Source organism: Embleya sp. NPDC020886, from assembly GCF_044333915.1.
GTDB lineage: Bacteria > Actinomycetota > Actinomycetes > Streptomycetales > Streptomycetaceae > Embleya.
In genome coordinates this window covers 26,010-47,345 of the sequence record NZ_JBIRRX010000027.1, presented here as the reverse complement: position 1 = coordinate 47,345, position 21,336 = coordinate 26,010, and the positions used below count along the sequence as shown (strand labels likewise).

General features: G+C 70.6%; 12 protein-coding genes and 2 pseudogenes. 8 read left to right on the top strand and 6 right to left on the bottom strand.

All coding sequences use genetic code 11. The annotated features are described in order from the left end of the window. Nucleotides 1–16 precede the first annotated feature (16 nt). Complete coding sequence (locus tag ACH4U8_RS44425; protein ID WP_395784292.1) at nt 17–826, top strand: transposase; 810 nt, start codon at nt 17–19, stop codon at nt 824–826. Between the two features lie 64 nt (nt 827–890). Here the strand turns inward: ACH4U8_RS44425 and ACH4U8_RS44420 are convergent, their stop codons facing one another. From ACH4U8_RS44420 to ACH4U8_RS44400, 5 genes and pseudogenes are all read right to left on the bottom strand, one after another. Then, the gene (locus ACH4U8_RS44420; RefSeq protein ID WP_395784290.1) at nt 891–1,712 is read right to left on the bottom strand and encodes an IS3 family transposase; all 822 of its coding nucleotides are present in this window, start codon (nt 1,710–1,712) and stop codon (nt 891–893) included. Then, entirely contained in the window at nt 1,709–2,017 is a 309-nt protein-coding gene (locus tag ACH4U8_RS44415) for a transposase (protein WP_395784288.1), read from the bottom strand. The genes ACH4U8_RS44420 and ACH4U8_RS44415 overlap by 4 nt, the downstream gene beginning before the upstream one ends. A gap of 1,577 nt (nt 2,018–3,594) precedes the next feature. After that, nucleotides 3,595–4,248: a hypothetical protein gene (locus ACH4U8_RS44410; RefSeq protein ID WP_395784286.1), complete on the bottom strand. Its 654-nt coding sequence runs from the start codon at nt 4,246–4,248 to the stop codon at nt 3,595–3,597. A 145-nt stretch (nt 4,249–4,393) separates the two neighbouring features. Further along, nucleotides 4,394–4,777 (bottom strand): DUF6009 family protein, encoded by a 384-nt coding sequence (locus tag ACH4U8_RS44405; RefSeq protein WP_395784284.1) that lies wholly within the window; start codon nt 4,775–4,777, stop codon nt 4,394–4,396. 111 nt (nt 4,778–4,888) lie between these two features. Beyond that, nucleotides 4,889–5,732: pseudogene (locus ACH4U8_RS44400) on the bottom strand (phage/plasmid primase, P4 family); the annotation flags it as partial. A 4-nt stretch (nt 5,733–5,736) separates the two neighbouring features. On the opposite strand from ACH4U8_RS44400, the gene ACH4U8_RS44395 reads away from it, so the two are divergent. The 5 genes and pseudogenes from ACH4U8_RS44395 to ACH4U8_RS44375 all read left to right on the top strand — a co-directional run bounded on the left by ACH4U8_RS44395 (nt 5,737) and on the right by ACH4U8_RS44375 (nt 16,792). Further along, nucleotides 5,737–6,309, top strand: coding sequence for a DNA/RNA helicase domain-containing protein (locus ACH4U8_RS44395; protein ID WP_395784282.1), 573 nt, complete (start codon nt 5,737–5,739; stop codon nt 6,307–6,309). A 571-nt stretch (nt 6,310–6,880) separates the two neighbouring features. After that, the gene (locus tag ACH4U8_RS44390; RefSeq protein WP_395784280.1) at nt 6,881–14,119 is read left to right on the top strand and encodes a LamG domain-containing protein; all 7,239 of its coding nucleotides are present in this window, start codon (nt 6,881–6,883) and stop codon (nt 14,117–14,119) included. A gap of 320 nt (nt 14,120–14,439) precedes the next feature. Next, nucleotides 14,440–14,910: pseudogene (locus tag ACH4U8_RS44385) on the top strand (ATP-dependent DNA ligase); the annotation flags it as partial. A 57-nt stretch (nt 14,911–14,967) separates the two neighbouring features. Then, nucleotides 14,968–15,782, top strand: a protein-coding gene (locus tag ACH4U8_RS44380) for an IS5 family transposase (RefSeq protein ID WP_395784278.1) whose coding sequence is annotated in 2 segments (ribosomal slippage) — nt 14,968–15,294 and nt 15,297–15,782 — 813 coding nt in all. Because the reading frame shifts where the segments join, the coding sequence is not laid out codon by codon here. 134 nt (nt 15,783–15,916) lie between these two features. Beyond that, the gene (locus ACH4U8_RS44375; protein ID WP_395784276.1) at nt 15,917–16,792 is read left to right on the top strand and encodes a hypothetical protein; all 876 of its coding nucleotides are present in this window, start codon (nt 15,917–15,919) and stop codon (nt 16,790–16,792) included. A gap of 264 nt (nt 16,793–17,056) precedes the next feature. Here the strand turns inward: ACH4U8_RS44375 and ACH4U8_RS44370 are convergent, their stop codons facing one another. Then, nucleotides 17,057–17,215, bottom strand: coding sequence for a hypothetical protein (locus tag ACH4U8_RS44370; protein WP_395784274.1), 159 nt, complete (start codon nt 17,213–17,215; stop codon nt 17,057–17,059). A 188-nt stretch (nt 17,216–17,403) separates the two neighbouring features. Here ACH4U8_RS44370 and ACH4U8_RS44365 point away from each other — a divergent pair, with 188 nt between their 5' ends. Together ACH4U8_RS44365 and ACH4U8_RS44360 are read left to right on the top strand one after the other, a co-directional pair. Beyond that, nucleotides 17,404–19,437, top strand: coding sequence for a hypothetical protein (locus ACH4U8_RS44365; protein ID WP_395784272.1), 2,034 nt, complete (start codon nt 17,404–17,406; stop codon nt 19,435–19,437). 243 nt (nt 19,438–19,680) lie between these two features. Beyond that, on the top strand, nt 19,681–21,123 hold the full coding sequence (locus ACH4U8_RS44360; RefSeq protein WP_395784270.1) for an erythromycin esterase family protein: 1,443 nt from the start codon (nt 19,681–19,683) through the stop codon (nt 21,121–21,123). Nucleotides 21,124–21,336 lie beyond the last annotated feature (213 nt).

Sequence of the window (21,336 nt, the reverse complement as noted above, 5' to 3'; positions counted from 1 at the left end):
AGCGAACACGAAGAGCATGCATCGCCGCTCGCCCGCCCGCCACCCGAGGACCGCAGCACCCTGGAACGCCACGCGCACCGAGAATTGCACCGGCTCCGGGCAGCCGCATCCGATCACCCACGTGGTGACCACCGATGCCACCGCGAACGACGCGACCGTTGCCGAAGGGGTGCACGACGCCCTTACCGCCAAGGGCCTCAAGCCCGCCGAACACCTCTTGGACTCGGGATACTCCTCCGCCGAACTCCTGCTCACCGCCCCGGTCGAACGCGGAATCCGTGTGATCGCACCGGTCCGGCCGAACAGCACTCCGCAACAGGTCGGAGCCACCGGCTTCGGAACGTCCGCATTCACGATCAACTGGCAGGCACAGACGGCCAAATGCCCGTCCGGACAGACCAGCCGCTACTGGACGGCGGGACTCGACAACAACGGCCGTGACGCGATCAGAATCCGTTTCGCGACCGCGACCTGCTCTCCCTGCCCTGTCCGTGACCAGTGCACCCGCTCCACCCGATACGATCGACAGCTCACCGTCCGGCCTCAGGAACAAGACGCTCTGCTCGAACGTGTTCGCGCCGAACAGAGCACCAAAGCGTGGAAGGAACGCTACGCCGGCAGGGCGGGTATCGAGGGGACCATCCACCAAGCCGTCGCCGTCGGCGGCATGCGACGCACCCGCTACCGCGGCCTGGACAAGACGCACCTCGGCCATGTTCTGACAGCTGCTGCAGTCAACATGATCCGGCTCGACGCCTGGTGGACCGGCGTCCCGCTCGCCCGGACCAGAATCTCCCGACTTGCAGCCCTCGAACTCGCCATATGAACGAATTGGGCAACAGGGTCATCGAGGCCTGGTACAACATCCGCAGGTTGCACAGCAGCCTCGACTACCGCAGCCCTGTCGAATACGAAGCCGCACTCGCGGCCTGACCACCACAACGAAGGTGTCCGTCAAAGCGGAGCAAGCTCAGGCTCGCTCCCAGGTCGTTTTTGAGGGTGGCGAAGAACGACTCGGCGAGTGCGTTGTCCCAGCACTGGCCAGAACGTCCGACCGAGAGACGGATACCGAAGTCCGCCGCGAGCAGGGCGAATTCGTAGCTGGTGTATTGGCAGCCGCGATCCGAGTGGAAGACCGTTCCGGCTTTCGGGCGCTGCCTGTGGACGGCGTCGCGTAGGGCGTCGGCAACGAGGCCGGTGCGCAGATGGTCCGCTGTGGCCCAGCCGACGACTCGGTGGGTGGCGATGTCGATGACAGTGGCGAGGAACAACCAGCCCTGCCCGGTGGGCAGGTAGGTGATGTCACCGCACCACCGCGTCACCGGTGCCGGGCCGGGCCTGAAGTCGCGCCCGACCAGGTCGGGGCGGACCGCGGCGGCGTGCGGGTCGGGGACGGTGGTGTGCCGTCCTCGTCGGCGGTGCCGGCCGACGAGGCCCGCAGCGCGCATCGGCCGGGCGATGCGGCGGCGCCCGACCCGGGCGCCGCCGCGGACCAGCACCGCGTGCACGCGCGGGGCTCCGTAGCTGCCGCGCGAGGCACGGTGGGCGTCGATGATCCGCGTGGTCGAATCCGCGTCCCCGGCGGCGCGCGGGCCGGGAGTCGCAGTGCGGCGGTGATAGAAGGCGGCACGCGAGACCTGCAGCAGTTCACACGCGCGCTTGACGCTGTGACCTGCGGTTTTCTCCGCCTCGATGAACGGGTGCACCGTCACCGGGTCTCTCTCGCGAACAAAGCCGTGGCTCGCTTGAGGACTTCCAAGTCCTGCCGCAGGCGGGTGTTCTCCCGTCGCAGCGCGGCGAGTTCCTCCCGCTCGCCCGAGGTCGTCCCGTCGCGTTCGCCCGCGTCGACCTCGGCCTGCCTCACCCAGTCGCGTACCGCGGTCTCGGTCAGGTCGAAGTCCTTCGCGACCCGCCCGACCGACCGGTCCCCCTGCCTGCACAGCGCGACGATCTCGGCCTTGAACTCCGGCGTGAACAAGCGGCGAGGCCGAGGCTTCTTCTTCCCCATGCTCTCCATGATGGACATCCTCCCCAGAGAGGCCAAAGCCCCTCATCCAGGGTGTCCGTCAAAGTAGATCAAGCCCACCTCGGCTGTCACAAGCTTGGACCGGCCGCAGACCACGAACTCATCGGTCCGGTCGGTTGTTTCGATGACAGGTTCGAAGTCATCACAGTCAGTAGCCGGAACTGCCCACAGCTACTTTGGGGGCTGGTCGCGCGGACCCGAGCGGAGGGCCTCTGCGCGGTCTGGAGATGACCACTGTCCCACCCGGGACGCCCGCGAATGACACCGTGTACCGGCAGTCGCTCGCAGCCCTGCTCGTCGCGCTGGACGCGGTCGACCGCGCGGCCCTAACCACCTGGTTCGCCGACATCAACGCGCAGGATCCCGACTGGACCGCCGGACGCGCACGTGACGTTGGCGCGTCGCCCAAAAAGGCGCGCATGCGGCGGCGGCCGACTGCTTCGCCTACGGCCCCGATGCCACCTGCGGCGGCATCGGGGCCTCTCCCGACGATCCGGCACCCGCCTTCACCTGTCACGCGGTTCTGGTGGATGTGAGGGTCAGGCGTGTGACCTACCCCGAGGGCCGGCCCGCTTCCCCGTGAAAGACGCTGTTGTGGGGCTGTGACGCGCGGATTCGTGTTGCCGAAGGTGTCGTCGACCATGTTGCCGAACGGGGCCGGGCCCGCCCGGCGTTCCGAGGGGGAACGCGGGACGGGCCCGGGTCGAGGACCTACCTGGTGATGTCGGCGACGGTGGAGGCGGTGTCGGTCACCAGGTGGTGGCCGGTCTCCTCACCGATGCCGATCAGCATGGCCAGCACGAGCGTGCCGAGCGCGGTACTCGCGCGCCGCCGCCACCGCGAACGCGGAGGAGGCGGCGGGCTGACCGCCGGCGGCTCGGCATGACAGCATGAGGCCGGTTCGTGGTTGCCGGGTAAGTTACTGCGTAAATTACTGGGCAATGCATCCCTTTCTGGGCGAACGGTTTCCAAGGGCGGCTCCCGGCAGCAACCGGGGGCCGTCGCCCGTTCTCGCAGCGGCGGCCCGTTGAGCAGCGACAACAGACTAGCTCCCGAAACGTTGTCATAAGCCTCGACCTTATGACGCTGACCTGCGGAAACGGCCCTCGGCAGGTATCCGGGCGGGCCGGGCCGGAATCCGGATTCGTGGACGGACATCCGACGGATGCCGCGGATGTCGGGCGGTCACGCCCCGACCAGTGCGGATACCGCAGATGCATCCGCCCGGACGTTCGGGCAGCGTGGACACTCGTCTCCCGGGCGGCCCGGACGGGTCCGTTCGCGCAGCGACTAAAAGATCTTGAAAAAGTTCTGTTCGCCGTTGGCGCAAGGGACGATCCGGGCCCCGGGACGGTGATTTCGCGCGGTGTGGGGCGGCGCGACCGCCCTGCGGACGCTTCTGCCGAGCCATGGGCGGCACGGCGCGATTCCGTGCTGGGCCCGGTCCGCCACGGCAAGCAGATCCCCACACGGCCCGAAACCCTGGACGAGGCCCGGGTCCGACCGGCCGTTTCTGGCCTCGGATATGGCACATTATCCGAGGCGGAACGAGGCGTGGGGTGTGCTGCTCAGTCCGTGAGGAAGGCACCTTCGCGGCAGGCGAGGCAGACGAAGACATAGCCCAACTGGCCGCCGAGGTTCATCGCGGCCTGCGCGGAGATTCCCTCCTCCAAATGTGCCGCGAACTCCATCGTGCCGGTACAGGAGGGGCATGCGGGCAGTCGGTCGTCCTCGAGGTAGGAGGGGCTGCCTCCGAGTGACCCGAGCACTTCGCGTTGCTTCCCGAATCGTTCTTCGGGCTCCCGCTTCCACCCCGAGCGGGCGAGGTCGTATGCGTCGGGCGCGACTTCGTCGTCATCGCCGTCCTCTGCGGGATCGAGCGTCACGACGTGGGTGCGGATGGCCGAGGTTGCGGGCAGCAGCGTCACGCCCGTCGCGGGCACCTCGACCGGCTGCAGTTCCTCCCGGGGAAACAGATAGACCCGGTTCGCGCTGGAAGTCGCGTCCCAGAACTCGCACGCGCCGGGATCGTTCTGACACACGAACACCGACAGGACGCCGTCCTCGACGGGAAGATGGGCGAAGAACTGCAGCGGCCCTCCGCAAAAGGAGCCGCATATGGGCCAGGTAAATCCCGCAGGAGCCAGCGGCACGCCCCCGGTCCGCAAGACACCGGAGTCGGCCGGTGCGGTGCCGTCGTAGATCATCAGAGTTGACTGCATGGTGAGAGGCTACGGCCGAAAACGTCTTGCACCACGGCCGAGAATCCATCGTGATCTCCACACCACCGCACAGGGTGGACAACCCACTCTCGGCTGCTGCCGCACAGGCCTTTCTCGGGCCGGGAGTGTGTCCCCGGTGTGGGCTTCAGCGGCCGGCCGGCGTTATCGCTGCGGAGCCGCGCTGGGAGCGGGGGGTCTTCTCACCGACGCGCCTGGGGGCGATGGTGCGCGGGTCGACCGCCTCGCCGGGCGCGCCCGCCTGATAGGGGCCCTCGGGCTCGCTGTCCCGGTCGTGCGGGAGGAGGAAAAAGACCCTGCGCAGTTGCAGGCCGCTGTCGGGGTCGGCTTCCGCGGTCTTGTCGAGTTCGGTGTAGCCGACAAGGCGGCCGTCGCGTTCGTAGCGAGGCTTCCCGCGGCGGCGCATCGTCTTGTCGAGGGCCTGGCGCACGTAGTCGAGACGGTCGGGACTTTCCAGCCACACCACGGAGTCCTCGTGGAGGAGATCGCCCTCGTTCAGTAGCGAACTCATGGCCGGCCCCACTTTCTTGACGGGTTCGAACGGGTCGTTCGTGAGATCGATGGAACCCCGGGGGTTTCCCTACATGGTAGTTGCGGCCTGCACGTTTCAAAGGGGCCCGATTCAGGCATCACGGGCCCCGTCGCTGCGGCCGGGCGCGTCGCCGTCCTCGGGGAGCAGGCCCAGGCCGGGGTAGTACTTGCGGCCGCTCGACTTGGTCATGTCCGCCGGGGACGCGAGCCCCAGCTCCTGGCGGACACGGGTGGCGAACGCCCGCGCGGTCGCCGGGCGCAAACCCTCCCCCGGCGTTGCATCAGGCGCTGTAGGCGCCGTAGAGCAGGCCCTGTTCGACCCGCAGGTCCGCTCGCTCGGCGTCCTCGACGCCGCAGGTGCAGCGTTCGCCGAGGAAGCGGCCGATGTGGTCCTCGGTGGTGGCGTAGGCCTCGGTGGCGCTGCGCACCGACGCGGGGCCGGTGAGCGGGTCGCGGGTGGTGAGGTAGCGGCGGGCGCCTTCGACGAGCCAGTGGAGGATGCCGGGGCCCTCGCTGTCGACGAGTTCCTTGGCGAGGTTGTCGATCTTGCGGGAGGCGGGGACGACGCGTTCGAAGGGGATCAGGCGGATCCTGCGCCAGAAGGCGTGGCCTCCGGTGCCGACCTCGGGGCGGTGGTTGCCCAGGAGCCAGAGTTTGTGGGTGGGGGTGAAGCTGAAGAAGTCCTGGCGCATGCGGCGGGCGCTGATCCGGTCGCCGCCGGTTGGGAGCTTGACGCGGGCCTCGTCGAACCTGTCGTTGGGCCTGAGTTCGCTGCAGACCACGATGCGGCGGCCGTGGGGTTCGGTCAGTTCGGTGCTGTGCTCGCTGAACTTGCCCTTCTCCATGAGGAATCCGGGCGGCGCGGCCTGAGCGTAATCGCCGAGGATCTGCGTCATCACGTCCAGCAGGACGCTCTTGCCGTTGGCGCCCGTGCCACCGGTGATCACCGTGCACGGCGGCCCCGGCAGCGGCAAAACCGCCCTCGCGGTACGGCTGCTCGCCCACCTCATGCGCAGACCCGACGCCGCCCTCCGCTACGTAACACCCTCCGGCACCCTGCGCGCCCACCTGTGCGACGCGGCCGACAACCGCGCCGCCAACGACCTCTTCCTCCCCGCGTCCCGACTACGCACCGCGAGCCGGCGGGCAGGCGTCCTGATCGTCGACGAAGCCCAACGCCTGGACCGCCCCGGCGGCGCCTTTCCCCCCGACCTGACCGCCGCCATCCGGGAGACCCCTCTCGTCATCGTCTTCCTCGACGAACGCCAGATCATCCGCCCCCGCGAAGGCGTCACCGTCGCCGAGATCGCCGCCGCAACCGCCACCTCGGCATCCCGCACGACATCCCCGATGGACGAACGGACCGGACAGGGCACCGACCGTCGTATCGCCGCGGGCCCGGTCCGGGGCCACACCGACGTTCCCGGCGAACACTGCGGACAACGGGAACGTGTTGCCGCACGTCGGAGGGGTCTGCCGTATGGGACACGAACCGGCCTGGCCTCCGGGTGAGCGCCGGGCGCCGTCGGACTCCCGACCGGGGCCCTCGCCGTGCCCGCTCGCGGCGGGCACGCCGGCGTGGGGAACGCGCGGGGCCGGCAGGACGTCCTCCTGACCCGGATGCCCCCACGATGAACAGGCCCTCAAGGGGAGTCGTCGGATCGTCGGCCCTGCTGCGTGGTTGGGGGCCGGAGGTCGTGGCACATGCATCCCCGCCCATCGTGTGTGGTGCGCACACCGCCCAGCACGTTCCGGAATGCGCTCGCCCCGAAACCGGAACAGGTTCTACTGGTTCCGGTGTTCGGGTACACGCGGCACCAACTGCCTGACAGGGTGGGTGTCGAGGTGCGCGGTCGTCGGTTCGGACGGCCGCGTTCTTGCTGTGTTCGGCCGCGTTGGGGTGTGGCCGAAGCGGTCTGCTGCATGGAGCCACCGCAGTACCGCTGCGTGTTCCCGGGGGCAACGCCCCGGCGCGGGGCGCTGCGGGTTCGATCGCCCTTGTTGTCGGGGGGCGTGTGTGTGCCGTTGACAGGGGTGGCTTCGGCGCGAGAGCCGGGGCCGCGGTGTGGGGGAGTGTGGGTTCGTGCGGGACAAGACGCTGACCAGGACGTATCGGGACCGGACGTATGTGTCCACGGCGATGGTGCGGCACGGCGGTACGACCGTGGCGTTCGCGATGGACGACCGTCGCCGGATCTATTACAGCGTGCTGGATCTGGAGCAGGCGCAGGACAAGAAGGGCGCGCTGGACGCGGCCTATTGGAACGCGGAGCCGGCGCTGTTGCCGTTCCCGGCCGAGATCGTGGACCCGTACGCCGACGTCCCGGTGGCGTTCGCGATGCCGACGGTCAAGGCGGGCGGGACCGCGGAGGTCAGGCCGCAGGAGTTGTTCGGCGCGGAGGTCGACCCGTTCCTGTCGACGACCGCGCGTCTGACGGCGGCGGAGCCGCTGCAGGTGGTGTCCGACGGCCGGTACATCCTGGTGTTCCGCCAGTCCGTCGCCGTCGGCCACAGCGACGCGGTGTACCAGGTGACCGGGGCCGCGGTGTCCGGTGACGCCGCACGAACCGATTTCGTCATGCGGGGCGGGGCGAAGGTCGCGGCGGCGGACGCGTCGCTGCTGTGCGACCGGTTCGTGCTGGTGGGCTCGGCGCTCAAGCCGGTGGTGGAGGCGCGTTACCAGCGTTCGCGCAGCAAGTACCGGCCCGCGGCGGAGGGTTCGGACACGCTGGGGACCCGGGACATGGACGGGAAGCTGTTCTACGAGCCGACCACGAAGTTGTCGTTCGTGCCGCAGCTGACGAGCGGCGGCTTCGCGGTGTTGCTGCTGCCGACCGAGGTCGACGGGGTCTCGCGCTGGCAGTTGTTCGTCAACAACGCCGCCGACAAGCGCATCGAGTCGTTCAACTGCGCGCAGAACGCGGACGGCCTGTTCGACATGGTCGGGAAGCAGTTCTACACCAGCCCGGACTCCAGGTTCCGCAAGTCGGTGCTGGAGCGCGAGCCGGGGATCGATCCGAACACCGGGCGGCCGTTGGTGCCGGTTCCGGTGATCGACCGGACGGGCACCGCGCTGCGGTTCGCCGCGGGCAGGGACTTCCGCGCGGGTCTCGACGCCCCTCAGATGTCCAAGCCGTCGGGCGGGTGCACGTTCGAGGCGTGGGTCAAGCCGATGGCGCCCGGCGGGACGATCCTGTCGAGTTTCAACGAGAGCATCGCCACGGCCTTCTACCTCGGGCTGGACGCGCAGTATCGGCCGATCGCCGGGCGTGAGAACGCCTGGACGCTGACCGGCACACGGGCGCTGCCCCGGGGCGAGTACGCGCATGTGGCGCTGGTTTTCGACGGGTTGCAGGCCGTGCTGTTCGTCGACGGAGCCGAGGCCGGCCGAACCACCGTGCCCACCGCGCCGGTGCCCCCGGCCGCACAGCAGATGGGTTACCGCACGAAGGCGTCGGTGCCGTACGACCGCCTCGTCGGCGACGTCGACGAGGTGCGGATCTGGAACCGGGCCCGCACCGCGGCGGACCTGGTCGACCGCGGGCAGCGGCTGATCGGCACCGAACCGGACCTGGTGACCTACCTGCGCCTTGACGAGGGATCCGGCTCGGCGCCCGCGAACAGTTGCGGCGGACACGACGCTTGGCTCCGCGACGTCGACTGGGTCGACTCGGACGCGCCGGTCGGCGACGGGGCGGGCCTGTCCCGGTACGTGTTCGCGATCAAGGACCGCGAGGTGAAGGGCGGGCTGGCGGCGACGCTGTACTTCCAGCAGGAGGAGCGCCCGACCGGCTACGGCGCCGTCGCGGCGGAGAAGGGGCAGGCGCGGGTGCTGCTGGCCTGCGCCACCACCGGCCCGGCGCCGAAGGGCGGCTCGGCCGGCCGCGCGTACCTGTGCACCCTCGACTTCGCGCTCGCCCGCAACGGGCGGCTCACCGCGGTGCCCCGCGAGGTCGTCCTCGACGGGATCGGGCTCCCCGAGCCCACCAACGACCTGGACCGGCTGGCGGCGGCCGAGGAGAAGGTCACCGCCGCCCGCACACAACTGGGCGCCGACGAGAAGCTCGCCCACTTCCTGCCCGCGACCCTTGCGTACATCGACGAGATCCGCTCCACGAGGTTCCGCAACGCGCAGCGCGAGGCGTTGGAGCGAACCCTGCCGGAGATGTACACCGCCCGGGCCAGGCTCGGCTCGGACCGGGCGCAGGTGATCGCGGCCGAGGGTGCGCTGGCCACGCTGTCGGGCGGGCTGCGCGGCGGGGCGGAGTCGGTGCTGCCGATGCCGAGGATCGCCGTGGACCGGGCCGGGCTGAGCGTGTACGGCGCGTTGTTGACGTTCGCGTGGACGGATCGGGCGCCGTCGCTGCTGGACAGCGCCAATGGGGACGTCGTGCTGTATTTCGCGGGCGCGGACGGGCAGTTCCTCTCGGTCTACTACCCCACCACCGTGTCCCGGGCCACCCGGATCTTGCCTGCGGGCGCGAGCCCGGTCACGCTCCTCGCGCGGGATCCGGCCGCGCGGTCGGCGGATTTCGCAGTCACGGTCGGCGCGGGCACCGCGCCGGAACTGTGCACTGTGCGGGTGAGCGCGGGAACGGTGGTCGAGACGTTCCCGGGGGTGCCGCGCGCCGTGGGCGACTTCGCGCGGGTCCTCAACGGCCGCTCGCCGCAGGGAGAGTTGCTGGGCCGGGTCGGTGTTGCGCAGGACACCGTCGTCGAATTGGCCGAGCCGCTGCCTCGGGCACTGACCGCGGGCACGGCGATCGCGGTGGGGGGCCGGTTGCGGACGGTGGCCGGCGCGGTTGCGGCCGGCGCCAACAAGATCACCGTGACCGTCGGGGGTCTGGCCGACGCGCGAGGGCAGGACGTCCGCAGCGCCCTGTACGACTACGCGCTCGCCACCTGCACCACCCCGGGCGTGTCCCTGACCGCGGGTTCGCGGATCGTCGGGGCGGACCCGGTGACCGCCGCCGCCGACCGCAAGGTCGTCGACGGCACCACGGCGGAGGGCGCGCAGCCGTTGCTGCCGCGCTGGCGCGGGAACTCGCCGGGCCGGGCCCTGACCTTCGACGGGCGCCGTCAGCGCCTGATGCTGTCCCGTCCGGACCGGCCCAAGGTCGTCCCGGAGGCGAACCTGAGCATGGAGGCGTGGGTCAACCCCACCACGATCGCCACTTCCGGGCACGCCCGCATCTGGCACGCGAACATCCCGGAAGCCCCGTACTTCCTGGCGCTGGAACAGGCGTCCGACGACAGCGCTCTGCACCTGGACGGTGCCGGAACGGTGTGGTGCGGCTCGAAACTCGCTCTGGCCAACCGCGACTTCACCATCGAATTCTGGGCCAAACGCGACGCGGCCAGAGACGACGTCGTGTTCATGCACGGCGGGAACTCGGCGGACGGGGCCGCCCTGCAGATCAGCTTCACCGGGTCGAACCAAGCGCACTTCGGGTGGCGATCCCCCACGGACCAACAGTGGGACGCGGTGCACGGCGGCGCGGACGACCTGGGCTGGCACTGCTGGACGGCGGTGTACGAGAACGCCACCCGGCGTCGCACCCTGTACTGCGACGGTGTCCAGGTGGCGCAGGACACCGCCGCTGCTCCCTACGCCGGGATCGGCAACACCCTCTTCGGCAGCGACGACCGGGGCCGATCCGCGGCGAAGGGCCGGTTCGACGAATTCCGGGTCTGGGGCCGTGCGCGCACCGCGGAGGAGGTCGCGCTGACGGTGAAGCGGCGCCTGACCGGACAGGAGCGGGACCTGCTGGCGTACTGGACGTTCGCGGACGGGGTGCTGGCGGACCGCACCGGGAACGGCCACGACGGGGCCCGCAACGGCAGCGTGATTGCCTTCGGGCAGTCGGCGCCGTACAGCTACCGGGTGGCCGCACGCGTGCGCGACCAGGTGGTCCGCAGCCGGGCCGCGTTCCCGCTCGCGGACTGGGGACACGTCGCGGCGACATTCCGCCAGGACTGGGCGATGGCGATGGACGGCACCGCCCACCTGGACACCGGCGGACCCGAGGGACTGGACCTGGCCGACGACCTGACCATCGAGGCGTTCGTGAAGATCGACTCCCTTGGCGTCGCCCCCCAGGGTCTGGTCGGCAAGGGCGCGCTGGAGACGGGGACCGAGGACGCGGTGCCCTACGCGTTCTACATCGACACCGACGGGCAGTTGGCGTTCACCTTCGAGGCCGGCGACGGCCGCGACGGATCCCGTCACACATACAGGTCGGGCACGACCGTGCAGGTCGGGAAGTTCACCAGGGTCGCGGTCACCCGCCGCGGCGGCGAGGACAAGAAGGGCGCCGTCGGCATCCGGTTCTACATCGACGGGAAGCTCGTCGGCAGCGACCCGCACGTGTACAACGGCGCCAAGCCGATCGGCAACGACGCCAATTGTGAGATCGGCCGGTTCCGGGTCCGCACCACCACGTTCGGGCTGCGCGGCACCGTGTCCCAGGTGCGGATCTGGAACACCGCCCGCCCCGCGGACCAGATCGGCACACCAATCACCGCCGACGCGCAGGGCCTGCTCGCGTGGTGGCGCTTCCCCGAACGCTCCGGCGCGGTGACCGCGGACGCCTGCAACACCTATCCGGCCCAGATCCGCGGCGCCAAACGCGTCCGCACCCCCGACCCGGACGGCAACCGATTCACCTTCTACCACAACGGTGTTCCCGGCATCGCCGAACCGGTCGCACTCACCACCATGTTGGCGGACATGGGAGCCGATCAACAGGTCACCGTCGGCGCGAAGCAGATGGCCGACGGCACGTTGCGCGATGTCCTGAACGGGCAACTGGACGAACTGCGGCTATGGCGCACCTGCCGCACCCAGGAACAGATCCTGGACACCATGTTCACCCGCGTCCGTGCCGCACACAACGACATGCTCGCGTACTACCCGATCGACCCGGACTCCGCGGTGCAGGGGGCGCTGGTCAGCGACGCCGGCCCTGCCGGATGCCACCTGTTCCCGATGTCCCCGCCACCGGGCGTCGCGATCTCCCACGCGCCGATCAGCGACGACACCGCGCAGGTCCGCTCCGCGCTGACCGGCGCCCGCACCGTGTTCCAATCCCGGATCAGCGCCACGCCCCACTCCGGCGAGTACGCCGACCTCCAAGCCGACACCGACGGGCGGATGTTCGGTGTGATGAAACGCGCGTACGCGTCCATCCGGGACGGCGCGTGGACGCTCACCACCGGGTTCAAGGTCGGCGACCTGACCACCACCTGGGTCGGGCAGGCCCAGTTCGCCCCGCAACTGGTCGGCTACCTCGAAGGCGCACCGCCGGTGCCGTCGGAGAACCTGATCCACGGCACGGCCGACACCTACAACGACACGTCCTCGGTGAAGTTCGTCCAGGCCAACACCGTCACCAACACCCTCTCCTCCGACCACAAGACCAGCGTCGACACATCCGCCAAACTCCACTTCCAGGCTTCGGTCAGCGACGACACCTTCGTCATCGCCGCACCGCTGGGCGCCGGCACCGCGAAACCCCTCAGCTCCGTCAAGATGTCCGGCGGCGCCAGCGCGGAAATGAAGTTCTCCAGCAGCTGGAGCAACGACACCCAGGTCACCCAGGGCGCCACCACCACCCGCACCAGCGCGGTCAACCTCACCGGCCACTGGGAACCCGACGACGCCAAACGCCAGGTCAACCCGACCGCCGGCCGCCGATGGGTACCGGCCAACACCGGCTTCGCCATCGTCCAGTCCGACACGGCCGACCAATACGCCCTGCGCCTGGCCCACAACGGGGCGCTCGTCGCATACCGCATGGTCCCCAACCCCGACATCCCCCAGGACTGGAACATCATTCCGTTCCCCATCAACCCCCGCTACACCAAACAGGGCACCCTCGACGGCCTGATCGGCTGCGCCGTGGATCCTGCCACCGGCGTGCTCAAGCCCTTCCCCGACCCGGACTTCCCCAATGCCGGGGACGGCAACGCCTACAGCTACCACCGGCCGCGGGAGGCGTACGCGCTCAAACGCCGCATCCAGCGCGAGGAGCAACAGCTCCAGGGCTTCTACGACTCGGTGTCCACCGACGCCCACGCCCCCGACCCGGTCGCCGCCGCCGCGGACCGGGTCCTCAAGGGCATGATCGGCGGGACCGGCACGAGCACCGGCCTCACCGCCGCCGGCGGCGGCAACGCCGCCGAGGCCCGCGCCGCGCACAAGTCCGCGGCCCGCCGCAACATCGCCAACACTTACGTGTGGACCGCCGCAGGCGGCCTGTTCTCCGAGGTCACCAGCACCACCGACCAGGTCGTGCAGACCACCGCCGGCGACTACAGCGTCTCCGGCAGCTTCACCCACGACCAGGACTACGCAGGCGAGGTCGCCGGAGTCGGCTTCAGCGGCGGCTTCGAGGTCACCCTCGGCGGCGGCTACACCGTCACCCGCCGCAGGACCAAGGACTCCACCCGCACCTTCAGCCTCGAAGTCGAGGCCAAACCCGGCCGCAACCTGCAAAAGAACGAGGGCGGGACCCCCGTGTTCGACGCGAAGAACCGCCCCGTCCTGGTCCCCGGCCGCGTCGACGCCTACCGCTTCATGTCGTTCTACCTCGACACCTCCACCGACAACTTCGAGGACTTCTACGGCAAAGTCGTCGACCCCGAATGGCTGGACACCGGCACCGACCCCCACGCCAGGGAACTCGCCCGCGCCCGCCAGAGCGACCGCAAACCCCCCTGCTGGCGCATCCTGCACCGCGTCACCTACGTCAGCCGCGTCCTCGACACCTCGTCGGGCGCCCCCACCCTCGCCAAAGCCCTCGGCGCCCTCGGCATCACCAGCGACCACCAACTCTTCACCGCTCTCCAACCCCACCTCGTCGGAGCCACCAGCCGCCTCGCCGACCTGACCGCCGCCACCACCACCGCCCTCACCACGAACTACCCCACCCTCGTCCCGTTCACCGCCACCATCACCCAACGCCTCGCCGCCTACCACCAACTCCCCGACCCCGGCGCCACCGCCGCAATAGCCGCACCCGCAACACCCAAGAACCCCACCGTCACCCTGCCCACCACCACCCACCCCCAGGGCAGCATCCTGACCGTCGGCTACACCGCCCCGACCGACAAGATCACGCCCAAGAACTGGATCGGCGTGTACAAGACGGGCGCCGACATCGCGAAGGGCGCCGACGTGTGGGAATACGCCCCCGCAGCCTCCGGCAACGTCGCAATCCGCGAGTCCGGCCGCCTCCCCGCCGGGAAATACCAGGTGTGGTTCCTCCACGACGACGGCTACACACCCCTGGCCGGCCCCGCCGACCTCACCGTCGCCTGACCCGCGTGGCGCCCCGGGTACCAGCCCGGGGCGCCACGCGGGCACCGGGCGTTTCCCGTCGGGTCGCCGATGATCGCAGGCAGCGCCCGGCCAATGGCCATGGGCTCCCGAGCTGAGTGCTCGCCATCACCCGATCATCGGCGAGCCACCGGTCTCATTCGGGTAACGCTTCGACGCGCACGTGAGACATCCGGGCACCCACCGGGCCTCTCCTGGAAGGTTATTGACGCAATCCCGCGTTGAGACACTTGCCCACCTGAGACAGCCAAACTGTTCCCAACTTTCGTTCCTGGGCGGCGCGCCCGGCCGGCGGCCCGGCGCGGGTCCTGTCCCGCCGAGGGACCGATCTGTCGGATGCGTTCGCGGACATCGCTCGGGCGGCCGAGCGGGACCCGCCCGATGAGGACGTGCTTCTGGACGGGGAACTCGTGGTCTGGCACGAGGGAAAACTCGCGTTCGACCTGCTCCAGCGTCGGATGAATCGCACCCGCGCGGCCGCGCTGCGCATGGCTCGGGAACACCCGGCCAACTTTGTGGCGTTCGATGTGCTGCGGATCGGTGATCGGGACTTGGCCGCGTTGCCGTACACCGCCCGCCGCGCCGCCCTCGAGGACTTGTTCGCGGCACATGCCCTGGGCCCGCCCTGGACGTTGTGCCCCTCCACCATCGACCGCGCCCTGGCGCAGCGGTGGATGCGGGAGTGGGCGCCGGCGGGCATCGAGGGCCTGATGATCAAGGATCCGGGCCTGCGGTATCTGCCGGGGGAGCGTCGGTGGCGTAAGAACCACTAACGAAATGAGGTTCAGGGTGGTTGGATTGGTCCCGAGCTGACGATCCGGAGGTGTGGGGTGGCGCGGCCGAAGCCGTGGGATGTCGACGACGAACTGTGGGCACTGCTCGCGCCGTTGCTGCCGAGGGTGGAACGGCGGACTCGGTATCCGGGACGGAGGCGGCATCCGGACCGCCTGGTGTTCCAGGGCATCCTGTTCGTGTTGCATACGGGGATCGCGTGGGAACACCTGCCGCAGGAACTCGGCTTCGGGTCGGGAATGACATGTTGGCGGCGGTTGGCCGAGTGGACCGAGGCGGGCGTGTGGCCTCGTCTGCACGAGGTACTGCTCGCGAAGCTGCGCGGCGCGGACGCGTTGGACTTCTCCCGCGCGGCGGTCGACGGCTCGCACATACGGGCCTTAAAAGGGGCTCCAAAACAGGACGAAGTCCCGTCGATCGCGGTAGAACAGGCAGCAAACACCACCTGATCACCGACGCGACCGGCATCCCGCTCGCCGTCACCCTTACGGGCGGGAACCGGAACGACGTCACCCGATTGGTCCCGCTCCTGCAAGCCGTGCCTCCGGTTCGTGGCAAACGCGGCAGGCCCCGACGGCGACCCGTCGTGGTTCCGGGCGACCGCGGCTACGACCACGACAAGTACCGCCGGCTGGTCCGGGCCCTCGGTGTCCGGCCGCTCATCGCCCGGCGCGGTGTCGAGCACGGTTCGGGCCTCGGCACCCAACGATGGGTCGTGGAACGAGCTTTCGCGCATCTGCATTGGTTCCGCCGTCTACGGATCCGCTGGGAGATCCGCGACGACATCCACGAAGCCTTCCTCAGTCTCGCCTGCTCGATCATGTGCTGGCGACGTCTGAAGTCATTACGTTAGAAGTTCTAAGGCCGCTCGGGGGCCCGCGGGTTACCACCGGTACCCCCGCCGCCCCACCCGTCCCGGGCCCCTGCCGCCCGGCCCCGGGGTGCGGGACCATCGCTGTATAGGGGCGCGCCCCCGGGAGGTGACCGGTGGAACACGAACTCCACCCGCTCGCACGGATCCTGCTCGACCACGGATGGTCGGGCACGGACTACCTGCGCCGGGTCGCGGCCCGCCACCAGGCGCGCGGATTCGGGGTGATGCCCATCGACAGGAAACGCGTCTCGCGATGGATCAACCGCAGCACCACGCCGGAGTGGACCGCGCAACTGGCCATGGCCGACCTCCACCACGTCCCCGTACGGCACCTGTACGACCACCCCTGGCCCGCCTGGCCGGCGTGTGTGGGACACGACGACGCGGCGCTGCTGGACCCCGCCTGGTGTACCGCGCACACGATCGAGATCCTCGACAAGACGGCCGGAGGGCCCATGGACCGCCGCGATTTCCTCGTCATCGGCGCGCTCGGCGCGATCACCGCCCAATGGACCGGCGCCTCCCCCGCCGAAGCCGCCGCCCACGGACGCGGCCGACGCGTCGGCACTGCCGTCGCCGACCTGCACGACACCCGCCTGCAGGCCCTGCGCCTGCTCGACGACCAGGTCGGCTCCGGCGAGGTCCACACCGCCGCCCGCACCGAACTACGCATGATCACCGACACCCTCACCCGCGCCTCCTACACCCACGACACCGGACGGCGCCTGTACGCCGCGGCGGCCGAGGCCGCGCGCATCTGCGGGTGGACCGCGTACGACTCCTCCCCGGGCAATCCGAGGGAGAGCCGTCCCGCAGCCCCGGCGAGGATCCCGTTGTGGTTCTCGTGGACGGTGATCGAGCCGTCCGACCACCACCGCGTTCGGCGAGGGCCTTCACCGTCTCGGCGGACAGCCCCACGCGGCGGGCGAGTTCGGCCCGGGTGCGCCAGGGGCAAGCGGCTCGACGGCCCGCGCGACCGCCCCTGGTAGCGGTAACGACCTTCTCGTACGCCTCCGCAACGAGGCGGAAGGCCGTGTCGGCTGCGCCGGTCGGTCCATCCCCGAGGCCGGCCGGGCGGGTGGCGGGAGGCGCCGGTCGGCACGACACCGGCACCTCCCGCCCGGTTCAGGATGTGGCCCGGGCCGGCCGCCGCACCGGGGGCGGCCGCTCCGGCCGCCACGTCACGGCGTACCCCGCCCTCGACCACCCCGGGGAGCGGGTCGACACGGCACCGCACGGGGCGGGTTGTCGTGTCAGTGGTGGGTGATCCACCACACGATCCAGGTGCCGGCGGCGCTGCCGGCACCGGTGGCGAGGCCGCGGGTGGCGCTTGCGGCGAGGGTGTAGACGGCGCGCACCAGGCGGTCTCGGCGCGCGGGGGTGGGGTCGCTGGTGGGCCGGTCGTCGTTCATGGTGCTCTCCCCGAGTGGGTGCGAACCTCTGGGTGGGTTCGTGTCGCCCCATCGAGCGCCCACGGACGTTTTTCCGGCGACCACCCCCGGGGCCGTTGTCCGTCTCTAGGCTGCTGGGTCCGGGGACGCGGGTTTTCCGGTGGGCGTCCGGACCGGATCCGGACCGGACGGCGGGAAGGTCGGGCTTCGTGGCAAAGGACGCGGGCGGCGGGGCGGCGGAACTGGCGCGGTCGCTCCGGGAGTTGTGGGAGCGGGCCGGATCGCCCACGTACGCGACACTCGTTCGCCGGGGCGCCGGGCAACGACCCCCGGTGGCGTTGGGGACGACGGTGCTCAGCGACTGGTTCAACGGGCGCGGGGTACCGGCCGATCCGGTGCGGTTCGCGTTCGTGGTGACGTGGCTGGAGCGCGAGGCCGCCCGCATCGACCCCTCCCATGTCGCGACGCCGACCGCGGGGTGGGAACGCCTGCGCACGGCCGCCGAGCGCGAACGCCGCCCCGCCGGACGACCCCACACACCCCGTCGCGGCGAACCCGCGGACGGTGGAGGCGGTTTCGTCGGGTGGCCGGTCCGCGAGTTCACGGATCCGTTCGCCTTGGAGGTGCACCGCGCGATCGACGCACCCGAACACACGCGGGCCGGGCTGCCGGTGCTGCCGGTGTACGTGCCCCGCGACCACGACCGGGTGCTGTGCGAGGCGGTCGAACGCGCGGTCGGCGGGGAGAGCGTGATGGTCACCTTGGTGGCCGGGTCCTCCACCGGCAAGACCCGCGCCTGCTGGGAAGCCTTGCAGGGTGTGCCGGACGGGTGGCGATTGTGGCATCCCATCGCCCCCGGACGGCCTGAGGCCGCCCTGGCCGAGCTGTCGGCCGTCGGGCCGCGCACGGTCGTGTGGTTGAACGAGGCCCAGTTCTACCTGGGAGCCGTCGGGGCCGGGGAACGTGTCGCGGCCGAGGTGCGTGAACTCCTGCGCGATCGGTCCCGCGCGCCGGTGCTGGTGCTGGCGACGTTGTGGCCCGACCCGTACTGGAACACCCTGACCACCCTCCCCACCGCCGGCGGCCAGGATCCGCACGCGCAGGCGCGGGCCCTGCTCACCGGTACCGACCTGTGTGTGCCCGACGCGTTCACCGGCGCGGATCTGGAGGCGGTACGCGCCCGGGCCGGCGAGGACCCGCGGTTGGCGCACGCCCTCACCGGTGGGGACGGCGGGCGCGTCACCCAGTTCCTGGCGGGCGCACTCGCGCTGCTCAAGGCCTTCGAGTTGGCTCCGGCGCACGCGCGGGCGGTGCTCGAGGCCGCCATGGACGCCCGCCGTCTGGAACACGGGCCCGTGCTGCGGCAGGCGTTCCTGGAGGACGCCGCCGACGCGTACCTCACCGACGACGAGTCCGACGCGTTGGCCGACGACTGGTTCGAGCAAGGCCTCGCGTACGTCACCACCCGCGTCCACGGCGCGGTTGCGCCCCTGACGCGCATCCGCCCCCGACGACGCACCCACAACCCGCCCTCGGCCGGCGGTCCGACCTACCGCCTCGCCGACTACCTCGAACAACACGCACGGCACACCCGCGGCGCACTGTGCCCCCGCGCCTCCTTCTGGACCGCCGCCCACGACCACGCACACACCACCGACGACACCCTCAACCTCGCCCAAGCCGCACTCGAAAGACTCCGACTGCGTCACGCCGAACGCCTGTACCGCAAAGCGGCGAACACCCGCGACCCACACGTGCTGGCCGAGCTGGCCGGGCTGCGGGAGGAGGCGGGCGACCACGAGGACGCCGAACGCCTGTACCGCGAAGCCGCCGACACCGGAAACACCTTCGCGCTGGTGCGGCTGGCCGAGATGCGGGAAAGGGCGGGCGACCACGACGGCGCCGAACGCCTGGCCCGCGAAGCCGCCGACACCGCCATCGCGCTGACGTGGCTGGCCGAGATGCGGAAGGAGGCGGGCGACCACGACGGCGCCGAACGCCTGTACCGCGAAGCCGCCGACACCGGACACTCCTTCGCGCTGGCCGCGCTGGCCGGGCTGTGGGAAATGACGGGGGACCGCGACGGCGCCGAACGCCTGGCCCGCGAAGCCGCCGACGCCGGAAACACCGAAGTAATGACGCGGCTGGCCGAGATGCGAAGGGAGGCGGGCGACCGCGAGGGCGCCGAACGCCTCCGTCGTGGTCTCGACGCCGACGACGACGTGCCACTCGCCGAGGGGTAGACGGCCTCGGGCCGGGGCGGGCACGGCGGGAGGCACCGCCGGCCGGGTCCGAAACACCGACGGCGGTGTGCGTGAACGTCCCGTCGGGGCCGCTGTGAAAGGTCTTGCGTGCCCGAGAACCCGCCGGTTGACCGACGCTCTGCCGGATGGTGTGGGTACTGGGGGTATCGCATCGAGTGGTACTGGAGTCCTGGACCTCGCGAACGAGGCGCCGAGCGTGGTTGGTTGCCTAGCGTCTGGGTCATGGGATCACACCTTTTGCACTCGCCCGGGAACACCGACATCCCGGTGGCCACTCGCCGTTGTGGGCCGAGGTCGGGGCGGCTGAGCCGAATCCTGTTTCCGGTCCTGCCGTTGCTGTGCCTGGCGGCAGCCGTCTCGGGGATGCCGGCTCAGGCCGCGCCGGCCTCTTCGGCGGTGTCCGCGGGCTCCTCCTCGTCGCAGGAGGATCCCGCGCGCGCCTTGGCGCGTACCGCGCACCCGCTGGGCAGCACCGTCCCGGGCGGCTCCGACGCGGATCTGCGGGCGTTCGACAAGATGATCCGCGGCGCGGACGTGGTCGGCGTGGGCGAGGCAACGCACGGGTCGAGCGAGTTCCACACCGTCAAACACCGCCTCTTCCGGCACCTGGTGGAGCGCCAAGGCTTCCGGAGCCTCGCCCTGGAGATCCAGTGGAGCGCCGGGGTGCGCCTGGACGAGTGGGTCCGCCACGGCGGGGGCGACCTGGACACGATCATGGACGAGGAGTTCCAGGCCGGCGGCGGCCTGTGGAACACCACCGAGACCCGGGACCTGTTCCGGTGGATACGAGCCTGGAACCTGCGCCACCCCCAGAGCCCCGTCCGTGTCGTCGGGGACGGCCCCGAGTTCGTCGGGCCCGCCCTGTTCGACACCGTCACGTCCTACGTCGCCCGCACCCGTCCCGACCTGCTGTCCGAGGTCCGACGGCTGTACCGCGAGTCCCGACCCACGGCCTCCATGGAGGAAACCTTCAACGCGCGCCTGGCCCTGCCCCTCGCCGACCGCGTACGCATGCGCGAGGACACCCGGCGCGTCCTGTCCCTCCTGGAGCACCGTCCCGCGGGCATCCCCGCCAAGGAACACGACCTCATGCTCCAACACGCCCGGGCCATCGCCCAGAACGCCACCCTGTTCGGGTTCGACATCGCCAACGACACCGCCGCCGCGTTGACATACCGCGACCGGGTCATGGCCGACAACACCGCCTGGTGGCAGCGGCACACCGGCACCAAGGTGTTCCTCTCCGCCCACAATTCCCACGTCGCCGGCGAGAGCGCGGTACCCGAGAGCCGGCCGAAGACGCAGGGGCAATTCCTGCGCGAACGGCTCGGAAAGCGCTACGTCAACGCCGGGTTCACCTTCGGCCGAGGATCCTTCAACGCCATCGACCCCACCGCTTCCGGCACGACCTGGCGCCGCGTCGACATCGGCCCCACCGGCGAGGGCGGCGGGGAGAACACCCTGGAGAAGGTGTCCGGACACGATTGGTACCTCGACACGCGCACCGCGGCCCCCGGTACCGCCCGCAACTGGCTCACCACCCCCCACCCCATCCGGAACATCGGCGCCTCCTGGCCCGTGGACGCGTACGAGAACACCCGGCTGCGCTCCACCTACGACATCGTGATCCATCTCCACCACATCAGCGCCTCGCACCGGCGCTGATCCGCACCGCCGGAGGCCGCGACCATCGCCGCCCCGTCCACCCCGCGGCCCGAAACGAATCGTTTCGGGCCGCGGCCCGGTGCCGTCGCTCACGCCGAACAGCCCCGGAGCGGGGACCGTGCCCGTCCGCGACGCCGGTCTCCGTCGGCGAGTCCGTCGAGGCCGCGGGCACAACGGGTGTGCATCCCGACAGCTTCCGCCGTCGCTCCGGCG